The sequence below is a fragment of the Streptomyces sp. NPDC028635 genome, assembly GCF_040637635.1.
In the GTDB taxonomy this organism is placed as follows: domain Bacteria; phylum Actinomycetota; class Actinomycetes; order Streptomycetales; family Streptomycetaceae; genus Streptomyces.
In genome coordinates, this window is the sequence record NZ_JBEZWX010000014.1 from 122,334 (window position 1) to 139,607 (window position 17,274).

The following is a 17,274-nucleotide window of genomic DNA, read 5'->3' on the forward strand; positions in this document are numbered from 1 at the left end:
AAGGCTAGCGGCGGGCACTGACAGCGGATGCCCCACTCACCTGCCGTGCTGGAAGAAACGCAGGTCAGCCCGGGAGGTGCGGTACGTCACGCCGCTCACTCCACGGCCTCGCAGCCTGCGGACAGTCCACGACCTGGCCGTCCTCGCAGTCACTCCACGACCTGGCGGCCCGCGGACTCACTCCACGACCTGGCGGCCCTCCGGCCGGGCGCTGCACGAGGCGCGGAACGCGCAGTGCGTGCAGTGCTGGCCCGCGCTCGGTGCGAACCGCTCGTCGAGCACCCTGCCGGCCGCCGTCGCCAGCAGCTCACCGACCCACTCCCCCTCCAGCGGCTCCTGCGCCTGCACCTTCGGCAGCGCCTCACCGCCGTCCCGTTTCGCGGCCCCCTGCCGCAGCTGGACCAGCTCCGCGCCGCCCGGCTCGGGCCGCACCCCGTCGAAGACCTCGTCGACGGCGCCCTCGCGGACGGCGAGCTGGTAAACGGCGAGCTGCGGGTGGCGGGCCACCTCGGCCGAGCTGGGGGCCTGCTTGCCGGTCTTGAAGTCGACGACGTAGGCGCGGCCGTCCCCGTCGGCCTCGACGCGGTCCATCTGACCGCGGATGCGCACCGCGTACTCGCCCGCCTCCAGGGTGACGTCGAAGTCGTGCTCGCTGGCCACGGGCGTGCGGCCGCCACGGTCCATGACGTGCCACTGCAGGAAGCGCTCCAGCGCCACGCGCGCGTTCTCCTTCTCCTGCTGCGACTTCCACGGCGCGTCGAAGGCGAGTGCGTTCCACACCGTCTCCAGGCGTTCCATCAGCACGGCGAGGTCGGCCGGGGTGTGTCCGGAGGCCACCTCGTCGGCGAGCACGTGGACGACGTTGCCGAAGCCCTGGGCGGCGGTCGCGGGGGCGTCGGCCTTGACCTCGCGACCCAGGAACCACTGCAGGGCGCATGTGTTGGCGAGCTGGTCCAGCGCGCTGCCGGACAGCACGACGGGCTGGTCGCGGTCGCGCAGCGGCACTTTGGACTCGGTCGGGTCCCACATGCCCCACCAGCGGTAGGGGTGCGCGGACGGCACCAGCGGGCGGCCGTCCTCGTCGGCGAGCGCGGCGAGGCGGGCCAGGCGCTGCGCCGCGGCCTCCCGCAGGGCGTCCGAGACGCGCGGGTCGACGGTGGTGGCGCGCAACTCGGCGACCAGGGCGGCGACCGACAGGGGGCGGCGCGGGCGGCCCGTGACGTCCTTGGGCTCGACGCCGAGTTCGGTGAGAAAGCGAGAGGGCTGGTCGCCGTCGTCCGCGGGGGCCTTCACCGCGGTGACGACGAGGCGTTCACGCGCGCGTGTGGCGGCGACGTAGAACAGACGGCGTTCCTCGGCGAGCAGAGCGGCCGGGGTGAGGGGCTGGGCGAGGCCGTCACGGCCGATGCGGTCGGCCTCCAGCAGGGAGCCGCGCCGGCGCAGGTCCGGCCACAGGCCCTCCTGAACGCCCGCGACGACGACCAGGCGCCACTCCAGTCCCTTGGAGCGGTGCGCGGTCATCAGCCGGACGGCGTCGGTGCGCACCGCGCGCCGGGTGAGGGTGTCGGCGGCGATGTCCTCGGCCTCGATCTGCTCGAGGAAGTTCAGCGCGCCCCGGCCGCCGGTGCGCTCCTCGGCGCGCGCGGCGGTCGCGAACAGCGCGCACACGGCGTCCAGGTCGCGGTCGGCGTTGCGGCCGGCCGCGCCGCCGCGCCGGGCGGCCCGCTCCAGCCGCCCGGGCCAGGGCGTGCCCTCCCACAGGTCCCACAGCGCCTCCTCGGCGGTACCGCCTCCGGCCAGCCGCTCGCGGGCCTTGCGCAGCAGCGCGCCGAGACGCTGGGCGCCACGCGCGTACGTCGGGTCGTGCACGGCGAGGCGCTCGGGCTCGGCGAGGGCGCGGGCGAGCAGGTCGTCGGAAGGCGGCGGCAGGGGGTTGCCGGCGGCGCGTTCCTCCTCGCGCAGGGCGCGCCCGAGACGGCGCAGGTCGGCGGCGTCCATACCGGCGAGCGGCGAGGCGAGGAGGGTGAGGGCGGTCTCGGTGTCCAGCCAGCAGGGGACCGCGACGGCGCCGTGGGCGGGGCCTGGGGGCGCGTCGGACTCGGACTCGGTCGCGTCCCCGGTCGCCACGGCGTCGGCAGAGTCGGTGGCATCCTCGGGCCCGCCGGGCTCAGCGGGCTCCCCTCGCGCGCCAGGCTCGGCGGGCGCCTCGACCTCGCCGGACTCGACAGCGACAGACTCACCCGCGGCAGGCTCACGCACCCCGCCAGGCTCCCCGACCCCAACCGGCTCGGCGGGCACGCCGACCCCGCCGACCTCGGCTTGCTCCCCCACCCCGTCGGCCTCAGAGGCCTCCCCGACCCCGTCGGCCTGAGGTGCCCCGTCCGCCTCCGCCGTGGCCACCGCCCGCAGGGCCGCCAGCAGGGGCGCCACGGCCGGTTCGTGCCGCAGGGGCAGGTCGTCGCCGTCGATGTCCAGCGGGACGCCGGCGGCGGTGAGGGCGCGGCGGACCGCCGGGATGGACCGACCGCCCGCGCGCACCAGGACGGCCATGTCACGCCAGGGGACGCCGTCCTCCAGGTGGGCGCGCCGCAGGATGTCGGCGATGTTGTCGAGTTCCGTGCCGGGCGTCGGGTAGGTGTACACCTCGACGCGGCCGCCGTCGTGCACCGGCGTCAGTTCGCGGTGGGCCCGCACCTTCTCGGCGGGCAGCCGGGTCAGCGGCATCCGCTGGGTGACCAGCCGGGTGGCGGCGAGCAGGGCCGCCCCGGAGCGCCGGGAGGTGCGCAGCACCGCGACGGGGGCCGGGCGGCCGTCCGCGCGCGGGAAGGCGTGCGGGAAGTCGAGGATGCCGTTCACGTCGGCGCCCCGGAAGGCGTAGATCGACTGGTCGGGGTCGCCGAAGGCCACGAGGTCGCGTCCGCCTCCGGCGAGCGCGCGCAGCAGCCGTATCTGTGCGGGGTCGGTGTCCTGGTACTCGTCGACGTACACGGCGTCGTAGCGGGCGGCCAGCTCGCGGGCGACCTCCGGGCGATGGGCGAGGAGCACCGCGCGGTGGACCAGTTCGGCGTAGTCCAGGACGCCCTGGAGGTCGAGTACGTCCAGGTACTCGGCGAGGAACGCGGCAGCCGCCCTCCAGTCGGGGCGCCCGATGCGACGGGCGAAGGCGTCCAGGGCGTCCGGCCCGAGTCCGAGCTCCCGGCTGCGGGCGAGGACGGCGCGGACCTCGTCGGCGAAGCCGCGCGTGGTCAGGCAGGCGCGCAGTTCGTCCGGCCAGCGCACGTGCGCGAGGCCGAGCTTCTCCAGGTCGATCTCGCCGGCGAGCAGCTCGCGGACGGTGACGTCCTGTTCGGGGCCGGACAGCAGCCGCAGCGGCTCGGCGAACAGCTCGCTGTCCTGGTGGGCGCGGACGAGGGCGTAGCAGAAGGAGTGGAAGGTGGTCGCCCGAGGGGCGCGGGCCGCGCCCATGCGCAGCGCCATGCGGTCGCGCAGCTCGACGGCGGCCTTACGGCTGAACGTCAGCACGAGCACGCGCGCGGGGTCACCGCCGCGGGCGACACGGGCGGCCACGGACTCGACGAGGGTGGTGGTCTTTCCGGTGCCGGGGCCCGCGAGGACGAGCAGCGGGCCGCCGGTGTGGTCAACCACGGCGCGCTGGACGGCGTCCAGACGAGGGGGGTCCGGACGGTGTGGCGGGGTACGCAGGAGCCGGTAGGCGCCACGGCTCCCCTGGCGCACCTGGGGGTGCGGCAGGCGCCTGGTGGAGGAAGAGGAGCTCACGTGGTTCGCCGGTCCTGGTGGGTGTACTGGTGGTGCGGCCACCCGCGCGTGCGTGGTGCCGGCCGCGGGCCGCGGGGGACACGCGCAGGCGACGCTACGCCGGACGGTCGGGTGGAAGCAGGACTTCCGCTTCTTCCCGTCCGACGCTCATGCCACGCGAGTCCCTCGCCCCTCGAACGTACGTCATGCCACCCTCGTGCCCTTGTTCACCCATACGGGTCACATGTCACACGGGGGCGGTCGGCATGGCGGAAGCTGTCAGATGTGAGCGTCAGCGCGTCCGCCGTCCCACCGCGCGCGTCGCATGTCGAGGCGCGGCAGATGGCCCTGCGCGGCCCGGCTGGCCTGCTTCAGCGGTGTGCCCTCCGCGCGGTAGTGCGCGAGCGCCCGCTGCTCGTGCCCCGGCAGCAGCACCCCGTCGGACCGCACGACGCGCCACCAGGGGACGGCGCCGCCGTACAGGGACATCACCCGGCCGACCTGGCGGGGGCCGCCCTCCTCCAGCCACTCGGCGACATCTCCGTACGTCATGACGCGCCCCGGCGGGATCAGCTCGGCGACCTCGAGGACCCGCTCGGCGTACTCCGGGAGCGCGCCGGCGTCCTCGGGGCGGGCGGCGGCGTACTCCGCACGGGCGTCGTCCGGCAGACTCTGCTCGCTCATTCGTCCCATCCTGCACCACCCCACCGACAGCGTGACCGACTCCACACGGTGGGTGACCCTCGCCCGCAGACGCCGCTTCCGGCAGACTGTGCGCCGCCGCATCTGCACCCTGATGCCCCCGTGTGTCAGTGGGGCATGCCACCATCGTGCGGGCGGTGACCGGTGATACGAGATCAAGAAGAGGCGATGAAGCAGCAGGGCGTGCACCCCGGGGACGCGGAGGGCACCTCTGACGCTGCGTCGCGCCCGGACACCGGCGACAGCGGCGACCAGGGCGGGGAGCCCGCGCCCACCGGCGAGGGCACCGAGCCCGTGAACGCCGGCGAGGGCCCCCAGCGCGCGAACACCGGCAAGGACGACGAACCCGCGGACGGCGACCGGCCCGTGCGGCACAGCAAGAAGGCGGGCGCCCCGGACGCCTCGCGCGGCGGTGACGAGGCAGGTGACGTGACGCACATCGACGAGGTGGAGGGCGACGAACCGCTGCTCCCCGCGCGCGTGCACCGCCCCTCCGACCTCATGCGGCTGGCGGTGGGCGTGCTCGCCGTCATCGTCCTGCTGGGCATCGCCGCGTTCGCCCACGGCACCACCTCCGGCCTCGAACAGGACATCAACAAGGGCACCGGACAGGCACCCGATCTGCTGATCAAGATCGCCGGTCTGGTCTCCAGCATCGCGATCCTGCTGGTGCCCGTCGCGTTCGCGATCGAGCGGCTGATCAAGCGGGACGGGCTGCGCATCGCGGACGGTGTCCTCGCCGCCGTCCTCGCCCACGGCGTGACGCTGGCCACCGACCTGTGGGTCGCCAAGGCCGCCCCCGACTCCATCCAGGAGGCGCTCACCCAGCCCTCCCCCGGCAACATCCACGCACTGACCGACCCCGTGCACGGCTACCTCGCCCCGGTCATCGCCTACATGACCGCCGTCGGCATGTCGCGCAGGCCGCGCTGGCGGGCCGTGCTGTGGATCGTGCTGCTCCTCGACGCCTTCTCGATGCTGGTCACGGGCTACACGACGCCGTTCTCGATCATCCTGACGGTGCTCATCGGCTGGACCGTGGCCTACGGCACCCTGTACGCGGTCGGCTCGCCCAACGTCCGCCCCACCGGCCGCACCCTGATGGCCGGCCTGCGGACCGTCGGCTTCCACCCGGTCAGCGCCGCCCGCGAGGAGGCGCCCGAGACCGCCGAGAACGGCGACCGGGGCCGGCGCTACTTCGTCACCCTGGAGGACGGCCCGCCGCTGGACGTCACGGTCGTCGACCGCGAACAGCAGGCCCAGGGCTTCTTCTACCGCGCCTGGCGCAATCTGACGCTGCGCGGTTTCGCCACCCGCAGCAGCCTGCAGTCGCTGCGCCAGGCACTGGAGCAGGAGGCGCTGCTCGCCTATGCCGCGATCGCCGCGGGCGCCAACGCCCCGAAGCTGATCGCCACCTCCGAGCTCGGCCCGGACGCCGTCATGCTCGTCTACGAGCACACCGGCGGACGCACGCTGGACTCGCTGGCCGACGAGGAGATCACCGACGAGCTGCTGCTCAACGCCTGGCACCAGCTGCGCGCCCTGCAGTCGCGGCGCATCGCGCACCGCAGGCTCGCCGGTGACGCGATTCTGGTGGATCGTTCCGGCAAGGTGATCCTCACCGACCTGCGCGGCGGCGAGATCGCGGCCGGAGATCTGCTGCTGCGCATGGACGTCGCCCAGCTCGTGACCACACTGGGCCTGCGGGTCGGGGCCGAGCGGGCGGTGGCCTCCGCGGTGAGCGTCCTCGGCCCCGACACCGTGGCCGACTGTCTGCCGATGCTCCAGCCGATCGCGCTGACCCGCTCCACGCGAGCGACGCTGCGCAGACTGGCACGCGAGCGTGCCCAGCGCGAGCGCGATGCGGTCCTGGCGGCGGCCAAGCACGCCAAGGAGGCCCGCGCCGAAGCGCACGAAGAGGACGCCACCCTGCCGGACATGGCCGACAAGAAGGCCGTCCGGGCGCATGCGCGGGCCGAGAAGCGGGCCGTCGACGAGGCGCTGGAGGAGGCGCGCGAGGAGGCCCGCGAGGAGGATCTGCTCAGCCAGATCCGGCACGAAGTGCTGCTGATCAGGCCGCAGGCGCCGGTCGAGCCCGCCCGGTTGGAGCGGGTGCGGCCGCGCACCCTGATCAGCTTCATCGCCGGCGCCATCGGCGCGTACTTCCTGCTCACCCAGCTCACCCACATCGAGTTCGGGCCGCTCGTGGCCAACGCCCAGTGGGGCTGGGTCGCCGCGGCCGTGCTGTTCTCCGCGCTGAGCTACGTCGCCGCGGCGATGAGCCTGCTGGGCTTCGTTCCCGAGCGGGTGCCCTTCCCGCGGACGGTGGCCGCGCAGGTCGCCGGGTCCTTCGTGAAGATCGTCGCGCCCGCCGCGGTCGGCGGCGTCGCGCTGAACACCCGCTTCCTGCAGCGCCAAGGTGTGCGGCCCGGGCTCGCGGTGGCGAGCGTCGGCGCCTCGCAGCTGTTCGGGCTCGGCGCGCACATCCTGATGCTGCTGTCGTTCGGCTATCTGACGGGCACCGAGAAGACGCCCTCGCTGTCGCCGTCCCGCACGGTCATCGCGGGTCTGCTGACCGTCGCGGTCCTCGTCCTCGTCGTGACGTCGGTGCCGTTCCTGCGGAAGTTCATCGTCACGCGCGTGCGGTCGCTGTTCGCGGGCGTCATCCCGCGCATGCTGGACGTGCTGCAGCGACCGCAGAAGCTCGTCACCGGCATCGGCGGCATGCTGCTGCTCACCGCCTGCTTCGTGATGTGCCTGGACGCCTCCATCCGCGCCTTCGGCGACGGCTCGGCCTCGCTGAGCATCGCCAGCGTCGCCGTCGTCTTCCTGGCCGGCAACGCGCTCGGCTCGGCCGCGCCCACCCCGGGCGGTGTGGGCGCCGTCGAGGCGTCCCTGACGCTGGGCCTGATCGCCGTCGGGCTGCCCAAGGAGGTCGCCGCCCCCGCGGTGCTGCTGTTCCGGCTGCTCACGCTGTGGCTTCCGGTGCTGCCGGGCTGGCTGGCGTTCAACCAGCTCACCCGCAAGGGAGCGCTGTAGGCCCGGCGGACGCCGGAGCGGACCGCGCCGGACTCTGCGAAGCCCCGCAGGCAGGCATGCCGGCCTCTCGTCCCCCCAACGGCCCGCGCCCCGCGCGCGTGGGCGCACGTGCCCGCACCATGGGATCATGCCCAACCCCTTCCGGCTGCGCGCCGCCGCCCTCACCGCCACCGCCCTGCTGCTGTCGGCAGCCCTGACGGCCTGCGGTGACGACACCAAGGACGAGGACCTGACGGATCAGAAGCTGAGCTGGAAGGACTGTCCCGCCCCCTCGCAGGCGGAAGGCGGCGGCAATGCCCCCTCTGCGCTGCCGAACGGCGGCCAGTGGCAGTGCGCGACCATGAAGGCCCCCCTCGACTGGGCCAAGCCCAAGGGCGACACGATCGGCATCGCGCTGATCCGGGCCAGGACCAGCGGCCCGCAGAACCGGCGCATCGGCTCGCTGCTCTTCAACTTCGGCGGCCCCGGCGGCTCCGGCGTGACCACGCTGCCCGCCTTCGGCCAGGACTACGCCACCCTGCGCACCCGCTTCGACCTGGTCAGCTTCGACCCGCGCGGGGTCGGCCGCAGCGCGCCGGTCAAGTGCGAGAACGACGAGCAGCTGGACGCCTACTTCCAGCAGGACGCCACCCCCGACGACTCCGCCGAGCGCACGACGTACCTCGACAACACGAAGGACTTCAACGCGGCCTGCGAGCACAACTCCAAGCGTGTCCTGCCGCATGTGCGCACCACGGACGCGGCCCGCGACATGGACCTGATGCGCCAGGTCCTCGGCGACGCCAAGCTGTACTACTTCGGCATCTCCTACGGCACCGAGCTGGGCGGCGTCTACGCCCACCTGTTCCCCCGGCGCGTCGGACGGGCCGTGTTCGACGCGGTCGTCGACCCGACGCAGAACGCCGAGCAGGGCGCGCTCGGCCAGGCCAAGGGGTTCCAGCTCGCCCTGGACAACTTCGCGAAGGACTGCACCTCCAAGACGGAGGACTGCCCGCTCGGGGACACCCCGCAGGCCGTCAAGGACCGCATCGCCAAACTGCTGAGGGACCTCGACCGCAAGCCGATCCCGGGCATCTTCCCCCGCCAGCTGACCCAGACCGCCGCCACCAACGGCATCGCGCAGGCCCTGTACTCCAAGGACTTCTGGGAGTACCTCACCGAGGGACTCCAGGAGGCCTACAGCGGCAACGGCAGGATCCTCATGGCCCTGTCCGACTCGATGAACGGACGCAACGAGAACGGTGAGTACAGCAACATCACCGCCGCCAACATCTCCATCAACTGCGCCGACGACAAAGCGCGCTACACCGCCGACTACGTGCAGAAGGAGCTGCCCGCCTTCCGGGCCGCCTCACCGCTGTTCGGGGACTTCCTGGCCTGGGGCATGGTCAGCTGCACCGACTGGGCGGTGCCCGGCGCCGCCGACCACCCCGACGTCAGCGCACCCGGCGCGGCCCCGATCCTCGTCGTGGGCAACACCGGCGACCCGGCCACGCCGTACGAGGGGGCCCGCAAGATGGTGGACGCCCTCGGCAAGGGCGTCGGAGTGGAGCTGACGTACAAGGGGCAGGGGCACGGCGCGTACGACAGCAAGAACAAATGCGTGCAGTCCGCGGTCAACGGCTATCTGCTGGACGGGAAGGTGCCACCGGCCGGCACGGTCTGCTCCTGAGTCCACCGGCCGGCACCGTCTGCTCCTGAGCCGGCAGGACCTGTCGGCGAGCAGGCCGCCCGGTGACGGTCCCTCACCCACTTGCCGAGCCCCGAGTGCCGCGCCGTACCACTGTGGCGAGGATGGAGCGGGCGCCGACCACGCGCCAGGGGGCCTGTGAACGCGAGGGAACCGAATCATGGCGAATCGAAGCCGCAGAAGGCTGTCGTGGCAGAGCCGGGTGGGCGTGGCAGTGGTGCCGCTGGGCCTGCTGGGGCTCGCCGCGTCGGGGTGCAGCGACAGGACGGACGCCACGACCGGCGGTCCGTCCGCCACCGCGTCGCTCGCGCCGACGCCGCCGGAGCAACCGCCGCCCCAGTTGACGCAGGACCAGGTGAAGAACGCGGTGAGCCGGCTCGACGGCCTGGTGGAGAACGCGATGCGGCAGACCGGGGTACCGGGCATCGCCGTGGCCGTCGTCTACCAGGACAAGGTCGTCTACCGCAAGGGCTTCGGCGTCCGCGAGCTGGGCAAGAGCGCCAAGGTCGACCCCTCGACCGTCTTCCAGCTGGCGTCGGTGTCCAAGCCGCTGGCGTCCACCGTCGTCGCCGGGGCCGTGGGACGCAAAGCCATCGGCTGGAACGATCCGGTCCGTCCCCACGAGCCGGATCTCGCGTTCAAGGACCCGTACGTGAGCGCGAACGCGACGGTCGCCGACCTGTTCTCGCACCGCACCGGCCTGCCCGACCACGCGGGCGACCTGCTCCAGGACCTGGGTTACCCGCTCGACTACATCCTGCAGCACCTGCGGCTTGAGCCCCTGACCCCCTTCCGGGCAAGCTACGCCTACACCAACTACGGCCTCACGGCGGCGGGCGAGGCGGTGGCCGACGCGGCGAAGACCAGCTGGCCGCAGCTGGCGACGACGACTCTGTTCGAACCCTTGGGGATGGATCACTCCAGCTACCGGCGCGCCGACTACGACAAGGCCGCCGACAAGGCGTCGGCCCATGTGCTGGTCGACGGCCACTGGAAGCCCTCCACCACCGAGAACGCCGACCGGCAGGCGCCCGCGGGCGGGGCGAGTTCCACCATCGACGACCTCGCCAAGTGGATGCGCCTCCAAATGAACAACGGCACGTTCGAGGGGAAGAAGGTGATCGATTCGGCCGCCCTGGACGAGACCCGCGTCCCCCACGCCGTCTCCGGTCCCCCACGCGCCCCGGCCGGCGAGCCGGGCTTCTACGGGCTCGGCTGGAACGTCAGCTACGACCAGCGCGGACGGCTGCGGCTGAGCCATTCCGGCGGCTTCGCGCTGGGCGCGGCGACCGAGGTCGACATGCTTCCCGGCGAGCGGCTCGGCGTGGTCGCACTGACCAACGGACAGCCCATCGGCGTGCCCGAGGCGATCAACGCCGCGTTCCTCGACATCGCCCAGAACGGAAAGCAGACGGTCGACTGGCTGCCCTTCTTCCGGAAGATCGTGACGGCCACGATCTACGCGGCCGCCTCCCCCACCAACTACGCCAAGCCACCGGGCAACGCCACCCCGGCCAAGCCCGACGACGCCTACACGGGCACCTACGCGAACGACTACTACGGCCCGGTCACCGTCTCCGGCGACGGCAAAGGCAACCTGAGCATGACCCTGGGTCCGAAGAAGATGACGTTCCCCCTGAAGCACTACACGGGCGACACCTTCAGCTACCAGACCCAGGGGGAGAACGCCGTCGGCCTGTCCGGCGTCACGTTCCACACGAGCTCGGGGCGTGCCACGAGCATCACCATCGAGCATCTGAACGAAAGCGGCCTCGGCACCTTCACCCGCTGAACCTCCTGGCCCTCCCACGACAGAAGCCCACGGCGTCCGACAAGGTCGGAGCCGTGGGCTTCGTCAGCCTCGCCGCTGGGCGAGAGCCGTGATCAGTACACCGGCTTGTGCGGTTCGATCTGGTTGACCCAGCCGATCACGCCGCCGCCGACGTGGACCGCGTCGGCGAAGCCCGCGGACTTCAGAACCGCGAGGACTTCCGCACTGCGGACACCCGTCTTGCAATGCAGGACGATCTTCTTGTCCTGCGGGAGGCCCTCGAGGGCGGTGCCCATGAGGAACTCGTTCTTCGGGACGAGACGGGCGCCCGGGATGGACACGATCTCGTACTCGTTGGGCTCGCGGACGTCGATGATCTCGATGTTCTCGCCGTCGTCGATCCACTCCTTGAGCTGCTTGGGAGTGATCGTCGAACCGGCGGCCGCCTCCTGGGCCTCCTCGGAGACGACGCCGCAGAAGGCCTCGTAGTCGATGAGCTCGGTGACGGTCGGGTTCTCGCCGCAGACCGCGCAGTTCGGGTCCTTGCGGACCTTGACCTGGCGGTAGGTCATCTCCAGGGCGTCGTAGATCATCAGGCGGCCGACGAGCGGCTCGCCGATGCCCGCGAGGAGCTTGATGGCCTCGTTGACCTGGATGGAGCCGATGGACGCGCACAGCACGCCCAGGACGCCGCCCTCGGCGCAGGAGGGGACCATGCCGGGGGGCGGGGGCTCCGGGTACAGGCAGCGGTAGCAGGGGCCGTGCTCCGACCAGAAGACGGAGGCCTGGCCGTCGAAGCGGTAGATCGAACCCCACACGTACGGCTTGTTCAGCAGCACGCACGCGTCGTTGACCAGGTAACGCGTCGCGAAGTTGTCCGTGCCGTCGATGATCAGGTCGTACTGGCTGAAGATGTCCATCACGTTGTCGGCTTCGAGCCGCTCCTCGTGAAGGATCACGTCCACGTACGGGTTGATGCCCTTGACCGTGTCACGCGCGGACTCGGCCTTGGAGCGGCCGATGTCGGACTGGCTGTGGATGATCTGGCGCTGCAGGTTCGACTCGTCGACCTCGTCGAACTCCACGATGCCGAGCGTGCCGACGCCCGCGGCGGCCAGGTACATCAGCGCCGGCGAGCCCAGGCCGCCGGCGCCCACACAGAGCACCTTGGCGTTCTTCAGCCGCTTCTGCCCGTCCATCCCCACGTCGGGGATGATCAGGTGGCGGGAGTACCTGCGGACCTCGTCTACGGTGAGCTCAGCTGCTGGCTCGACCAGGGGTGGCAACGACACGGGGACTCCGTTGGTCGGTCAATCACTACGGTTGTTCTCCCCGTAACAGTGCCATGGTCTTTTTCATTCCGAGACACCTGTTCCGATACGCGAGACGATGTCGTCCCAGAAGCCGGGCATCGTCGTCCACGCGTCCGTCTCGCGGCCCCGGCCGCCGCCCGCCACGCGGTCGGTGAACCAGATCGTGGCCGCGCCGTGCCAGCGGGAGATGCGCAGCGCCTCCTCCAGGTGCGGGTGCGGCACACCGTGCACGAAGTGGCAGAAGCGCTCCGGCGGGTAGTCCGCGGTCCACTCGGCCGCCTGCGACCAGCGGTAGTCGCTCCAGGCGCCGCTGAAGGTCACCAGCTGGTCGGCGCTCTCGGCGTAGCCGGGGTACGGGTGGGTGCCGTGGTCCAGGACGATGTGCGCGTCGTCACGCCGGGCGCGCAGCGCGGAGACCGCGCGCCGCACCGCCGGGAGGTCGGCGCGGTCCACGGGGCAGCGGTGCAGCAGGAAGCCGTCGACCTGGTACCAGTCGAGGTAGCGCTCGGCGTCCCCGAGCAGATCGCCGGCCGGGCGCGTGGCGTCCAGGCGGCCCAGGACGCGCACGCCCGCGTTCCGCAGCCGGCCGGCGGCCGCCAGGCAGTGCGGGTCGGGGCGGGCGCCGGGGCCGTCGGCGACGTCGAGGACGACCCAGTGCAGCGGCGTGCCGGGCCGGGTCAGCTCGCCCCACTCGGCCGGTGCGACCAGGGGGTGGGCGAGGCCGGGCAGGCCGAGGCCGGTGTGCAGGACGGTGCCGGCGGTGCCCGCTGTCGGGCTGGTCAGATGCGGCATGCCGCCTCCATCCAGATGTCGGCGAGGGATTCCTCGAGGTTGATCCGCGGCCGCCAGCCCAGCCGGTCGCGGGCGGTGCGCACATCGGCCTGCTGCCAGCTGCCGCAGCCGTCGGGGTACGGGTACGCGACCGGGGCCACGTGGTCGGAGTCGGCGCGCGGGTGGCCGATCGTCGACCTGAGGGGCCCGGGCGGGCCGTCCAGTTCGTGCAGCGCGCCGCCGTATCCGGCGACCCGGGCGAGGATCGCGGCGGCGTCGCGCAGCCGCACGGCGCGGCCCGAGCCGATGTTGATGACACCCTGCGCGGCCGACAGCGAGGCGGCGTGCACGGCGCGGGCGACGTCGCGGACGTCGATGAAGTCCCGCTGCGCGCCGAGGCCGCCGAGCTTGAGTTCGCCGTCGCCGGACTGCATGGCGCGGCGCATGGCCTCGGCGAGCCGGCCGAGCGGGGAGCCGGCCGGGGTGCCGGGCCCGGCGGGCGAGAACACCCGCAGGACGACGGCGTCCAGGCCGGAGCCGAGGACCAGTTCGGTGGCGGCGAGCTTGCTGACGCCGTACGGGCCGCCCGGGCGCGGCACGGCGTCCTCGGCGGTGGAGGAGCCGGGCTGGCTGGGGCCGTACTCGGCGCCGCAGCCGAGCTGCACCAGGCGGGCGCCGCAGCCGCTGCGGCGCAGGGCCTCGCAGACAGTGGCGACGGCGACGGTGTTGTGCCGGGTCAGGTCGCGGGCGCCGCCGCGGGTGGCGCCGGCGCAGTTGATGACGACTCCGGGGTGCACGGCGTCGAGGAAGCGGGTGAGCGCGCCCGGGCTGCCGCTGGCGAGGTCGAAGCGGACGTCGGCGTCGTCGCCGCGGCCGAGCGCGGTGAGCTGGACGGCCGGGTCGGCGAGCAGGCGGTCGGCGACGAAGCGGCCGAGGAAACCGTTGGCTCCGATCAGCAGGACCCTCATCGGGCGGCTCCCCGGGCCGAGTCCTCGCGGGAGGTGATCATCTGGTCTTCTCCTTCAGGGGTGTTGCGATGACGTGCGGCCCGGTGGGGGGTGGGCTGCCGGCGGCTCACCGGTGGTGGTCCGCTCGCGCGTGGGCCGAGGCCCGGGTGAGGGTGCGGGTCGCGTGGATCAGCAGGGTCAGTGCGGCCGCCCCGCACAGCAGGGCGGGAACGCCGCCGGGTCCCAGGGCGTCGACGACTGCCTCGACCGGGGCGGCCAGCAGGCCGCAGCCGGGCAGCCGGGCGGTGAAGACCACGGCCAGGACGGCGGCCTCGCAGCCCGCGGTGACGGCGAGGACCATCCCGGGGGCGCGCGTCGCACCGTGTGTCGTCAGGAGCCGGGCAAGCAGCAGCAGCGCGCCGAGGGTGAGCGCCTGGGCGTACCCGGCGCTCTCGCCCAGGACCGCCGCGCTCAGGGCGAGCAGCGCGGTGAGCGCGGCGAGGAAGAGGGCGAAGACGCCGAGCAGCAGGGGCCGTACGGCGGCGGCGAACTCCTCCAGGCCGCGGCTGGCGGCGAGGACGCGGCGGGCGCGGGACGAGAGGAGGTGGGCGCACCAGGCGGCGGGAGCGCAGGCCAGGGCGAGCGCCAGGACCGGGGCGGCGGCGAGGGGCCACGCGCCTGCGGCGGTGCCGTCGGGCAGGCCGTCGGGGCCCCCGGTGACGGCGTCCGACAGCAGGGCGTCGCCCAGTGCGGCGTAGGCGAGCAGCCAGCAGGTCCACGCGCGGGTGCCCGCGGCCCGCACGCCCTGGTGGGGGCGGTGCGGGGCGCCGAGCGGCCCCCGGCGCAGGACGGCCCGCAGTGCGGCGGCCATGGCGAGGACGCCGGCCAGGGTGACGTACAGGCGGGCGCGGCCGTCGGTGAGGCGCAGAGCGGCCACGGTCGCGGCGCACAGAGTGCCCGGCAGCAGGGAGAGCAGCAGCCAGGCCGTGCGCGGCCGCTCCGGCGCGGTGACGGCCGGGGGTGGGGCGGGGGTGTCGCCGGTGCGGGGCACGCGCGCGTACATCTCCTCCGCGAGGGAGAAGACGTCCCGGTGACGGAAGCGGGCGGCGGTGCGGTCGGTGACGCCGTGCGCCTCCAGACCGGCCGCGATCTCCAGGGGGTCGACGGCCCGCTCGCACAGCTCACGGTGCCGGTGCATCAGGGCCTTGACCGGGTCCGCCGCTCCGCGCCGGGGGGCGGGCGCCTTGCGGTCGGCGGTGGCCGAGGGGACGGCGGGGCGCTCCCTCGGGTCCGGCCGCGCCGTGGCCGGGGGGGCGCTCCGGGCTCCGCGCATGCCGTCGCCCGACATCTGCGTCCCGTCCTCGTCCAGCAGCTGCGCCGACCGCGTGTCCCACGCGCCGGGGCTGCCGGGTGTCCCCGGGCGGTCGAACTCTCCGGTGTCGCTCATCGCGCCGCCTCCCCCGCCGGGACCGGCGCGGTGCCCGCCCGGGACGCCGCCCGTACCGGTGCCGTGGCCCAGCCGGGGCCGCCGCGGGCCACCACGCGGGCGCCGGAGTCGGTCCAGCGGCCCGGCACGTGCGCCTCGGCCGGGACGCCGAACGGCAGCGGCTCACCGGTGTCGTCGAGGACGACGCGGTTGACCGGGCAGCGGGAGACCAGCTCCAGGTAAATGCCGTGAAATGCCGCCACGTTCTGCTCGACGGTGAACAGCTCCAGCGCACGCGCGCGTGCGGCCGCGCCCAGGCGCGCACGGCGCTCGGGGTCGCGCAGCAGTGCCACGCACGCCTCGGCGAGCGCCCGCGGGTTGCGCGGCGGTATGACGAGACCGGTGCCGCCGATCACCTCCACGACCGCGCCGACGTCCGTGGAGACGGTCGCGCGGCCGCAGAACATGGCCTCGACGAGCCCGATCGGGAAGCCCTCGACGACGCTGGACAGCACGACGACCGCGCCCGCGGCGTAGGCGTCCGCGAGGAGGGGCAGCTCCGGGCCGCCGATCTCCTCGAAGGAGACGGGGTTGTCGCCGACGGCGTGCAGTCCGGCGGCCTCGTCCGGGAAGAGCTGGGCGGCGAGCGCCCGGCAGTGCGCGAGGTAGGCCTCGCCCTCGGCGCCGGCCGGCGGGCCGACGATCCGCAGACGTGCGCCCGGCTCCTCCTTGCGGACCTCGGCGAAGGCGTGCAGCAGCGACACCAGGTCCTTGGCCGGTTCGATGCGGCCGACCCACACCAGCGTGCCGGGGTCGGCGGCATCCGGCGCCTCGCCCACCTCGGCGAAGCGGCTCGCGTCCATGCCCGGGTAGACGGTGCGCAGCTTGTCCCGGTCGGCGCCGCAGCGTTCCTGCCAGCGGCGGGCGTGCGCGTTGCCGGGCGTGACACAGGCGGCCCGGCGGTAGACCTCGGTGGCGAGCCGCCCGTGGAAGGCGGCGAGCAGGGCCCGTGCGACGGGCGTGGCCTGCGGGCCGGGGCCGGGCGCCAGATAGTGGCTGCGCAGCCGCACGCCGTACTCGGTCACCAGCAGGGGTACGCCGAAGAAGTGGCCGGCGAGCAGGCCGGTCAGGGCGGCCGGGCCGCCGGAGGCGGCGTGGCACACGTCGGCCGAGCCGAGCCCGGCGTCGTCGTACCAGTCGAGGGAGAGGGGGCGCAGGGCGCTCTCCAGGTGGGCGGCGACGGTGAGGAGATCCGCCACCCGGGCATCCCGTGCGGTGCGCAGTGCGCCGGGCGCGCGACAGGCGCGTTCCAGGGCGCGTACCGCCCCTTCCGAGCGGAGCGCGCTCACCAGGCCGCCCTCGTCACGGGCGAGGTCGGCGAGACCGTACAGCGCGTTGCTGAAACGGTCCGCCTCGGGGGCGTGCACCGCCTCGGAGGCGTGCGCCGGGGTGGCGGACGGCTCCGCGCAGATCGCGGCCACCAGCTCGCCGTAGCACTCGGTGAACCGCCGGCGCGCGCGGCGCCCGTGGGTCACGCCGTCGTCCTCGGCCGTCCACAGGGGGGCCACGTGCACCCTGCTGACCTGCGGCGGCAGCGGAGCCCAGCCCTCGTCCTCCTGGCACCGACTGCGGCTGAGCGCGTAGATGTCGAACTCGTGCTGCCCGAGCCCGCGCACGAGCCGGTCGCACCACGGCCCGGCGTCACTGTTCAGAAACGGGTAGCCACCCTCCGTGACCAGTCCGATGCGCACGCGTACACCCCCGATCTCCGTGTGGGGAGCCGCCGTTGGTCCGGCGGCTCGCAGCGGGAAGAACGTATGCGGACAAGGCGGTGGCGCGACGGACAACCGTCCGTCGCG

10 protein-coding genes are annotated in these 17,274 nt (G+C 73.6%); 3 read left to right on the forward strand and 7 right to left on the reverse strand.

Annotated features, from left to right (window positions below; all coding sequences use genetic code 11):
- Window positions 1-177: 177 nt before the first annotated feature.
- Both AB0E88_RS17905 and AB0E88_RS17910 read right to left on the reverse strand, forming a co-directional pair.
- On the reverse strand, window positions 178-3,777 hold the full coding sequence (locus AB0E88_RS17905) for a UvrD-helicase domain-containing protein (RefSeq protein ID WP_361631262.1): 3,600 nt from the start codon (window positions 3,775-3,777) through the stop codon (window positions 178-180).
- Window positions 3,778-4,035: 258 nt separating this feature from the next.
- Window positions 4,036-4,440: an MGMT family protein gene (locus AB0E88_RS17910; protein WP_361631265.1), complete on the reverse strand. Its 405-nt coding sequence runs from the start codon at window positions 4,438-4,440 to the stop codon at window positions 4,036-4,038.
- Window positions 4,441-4,626: 186 nt separating this feature from the next.
- On the opposite strand from AB0E88_RS17910, the gene AB0E88_RS17915 reads away from it, so the two are divergent.
- The 3 genes from AB0E88_RS17915 (at window position 4,627) to AB0E88_RS17925 (ending at window position 10,979) form a co-directional block, all read left to right on the forward strand.
- Window positions 4,627-7,497 carry a lysylphosphatidylglycerol synthase domain-containing protein gene (locus tag AB0E88_RS17915; RefSeq protein ID WP_361631267.1) on the forward strand — a complete coding sequence of 957 codons (2,871 nt, stop codon included), beginning with the start codon at window positions 4,627-4,629 and terminating at the stop codon, window positions 7,495-7,497.
- A 127-nt stretch (window positions 7,498-7,624) separates the two neighbouring features.
- The gene (locus tag AB0E88_RS17920) at window positions 7,625-9,169 is read left to right on the forward strand and encodes an alpha/beta hydrolase (protein WP_361631269.1); all 1,545 of its coding nucleotides are present in this window, start codon (window positions 7,625-7,627) and stop codon (window positions 9,167-9,169) included.
- A gap of 178 nt (window positions 9,170-9,347) precedes the next feature.
- On the forward strand, window positions 9,348-10,979 hold the full coding sequence (locus AB0E88_RS17925; RefSeq protein ID WP_361631271.1) for a serine hydrolase: 1,632 nt from the start codon (window positions 9,348-9,350) through the stop codon (window positions 10,977-10,979).
- Between the two features lie 92 nt (window positions 10,980-11,071).
- Here the strand turns inward: AB0E88_RS17925 and moeZ are convergent, their stop codons facing one another.
- From moeZ to AB0E88_RS17950, 5 genes are all read right to left on the reverse strand, one after another.
- Window positions 11,072-12,250: an adenylyltransferase/sulfurtransferase MoeZ gene (gene moeZ / locus AB0E88_RS17930; protein WP_361631273.1), complete on the reverse strand. Its 1,179-nt coding sequence runs from the start codon at window positions 12,248-12,250 to the stop codon at window positions 11,072-11,074.
- Between the two features lie 63 nt (window positions 12,251-12,313).
- Entirely contained in the window at window positions 12,314-13,063 is a 750-nt protein-coding gene (locus tag AB0E88_RS17935; protein ID WP_361631275.1) for a spherulation-specific family 4 protein, read from the reverse strand.
- Window positions 13,051-14,010, reverse strand: coding sequence for an NAD-dependent epimerase/dehydratase family protein (locus tag AB0E88_RS17940; RefSeq protein ID WP_361631277.1), 960 nt, complete (start codon window positions 14,008-14,010; stop codon window positions 13,051-13,053). Before AB0E88_RS17940 ends, AB0E88_RS17935 begins: the two co-directional genes overlap by 13 nt.
- A gap of 106 nt (window positions 14,011-14,116) precedes the next feature.
- Window positions 14,117-15,436, reverse strand: a complete 1,320-nt coding sequence (locus tag AB0E88_RS17945) for a hypothetical protein (RefSeq protein WP_361631279.1) — start codon at window positions 15,434-15,436, stop codon at window positions 14,117-14,119.
- Window positions 15,433-17,166 carry a DUF3492 domain-containing protein gene (locus AB0E88_RS17950; protein ID WP_361631281.1) on the reverse strand — a complete coding sequence of 578 codons (1,734 nt, stop codon included), beginning with the start codon at window positions 17,164-17,166 and terminating at the stop codon, window positions 15,433-15,435. Before AB0E88_RS17950 ends, AB0E88_RS17945 begins: the two co-directional genes overlap by 4 nt.
- Window positions 17,167-17,274: the final 108 nt, after the last annotated feature.

Bases quoted from the DNA above. Each gene is read 5' to 3' on its own strand.
- AB0E88_RS17910 (WP_361631265.1), bottom strand. From the start codon at position 4,440: ATGAGCGAGCAGAGTCTGCCGGACGACGCCCGTGCGGAGTACGCCGCC.
- AB0E88_RS17915 (WP_361631267.1), top strand. From the start codon at position 4,627: ATGAAGCAGCAGGGCGTGCACCCCGGGGACGCGGAGGGCACCTCTGAC.
- AB0E88_RS17920 (WP_361631269.1), top strand. From the start codon at position 7,625: ATGCCCAACCCCTTCCGGCTGCGCGCCGCCGCCCTCACCGCCACCGCC.
- AB0E88_RS17925 (WP_361631271.1), top strand. From the start codon at position 9,348: ATGGCGAATCGAAGCCGCAGAAGGCTGTCGTGGCAGAGCCGGGTGGGC.
- AB0E88_RS17935 (WP_361631275.1), bottom strand. From the start codon at position 13,063: ATGCCGCATCTGACCAGCCCGACAGCGGGCACCGCCGGCACCGTCCTG.
- AB0E88_RS17940 (WP_361631277.1), bottom strand. From the start codon at position 14,010: ATGAGGGTCCTGCTGATCGGAGCCAACGGTTTCCTCGGCCGCTTCGTC.
- AB0E88_RS17945 (WP_361631279.1), bottom strand. From the start codon at position 15,436: ATGAGCGACACCGGAGAGTTCGACCGCCCGGGGACACCCGGCAGCCCC.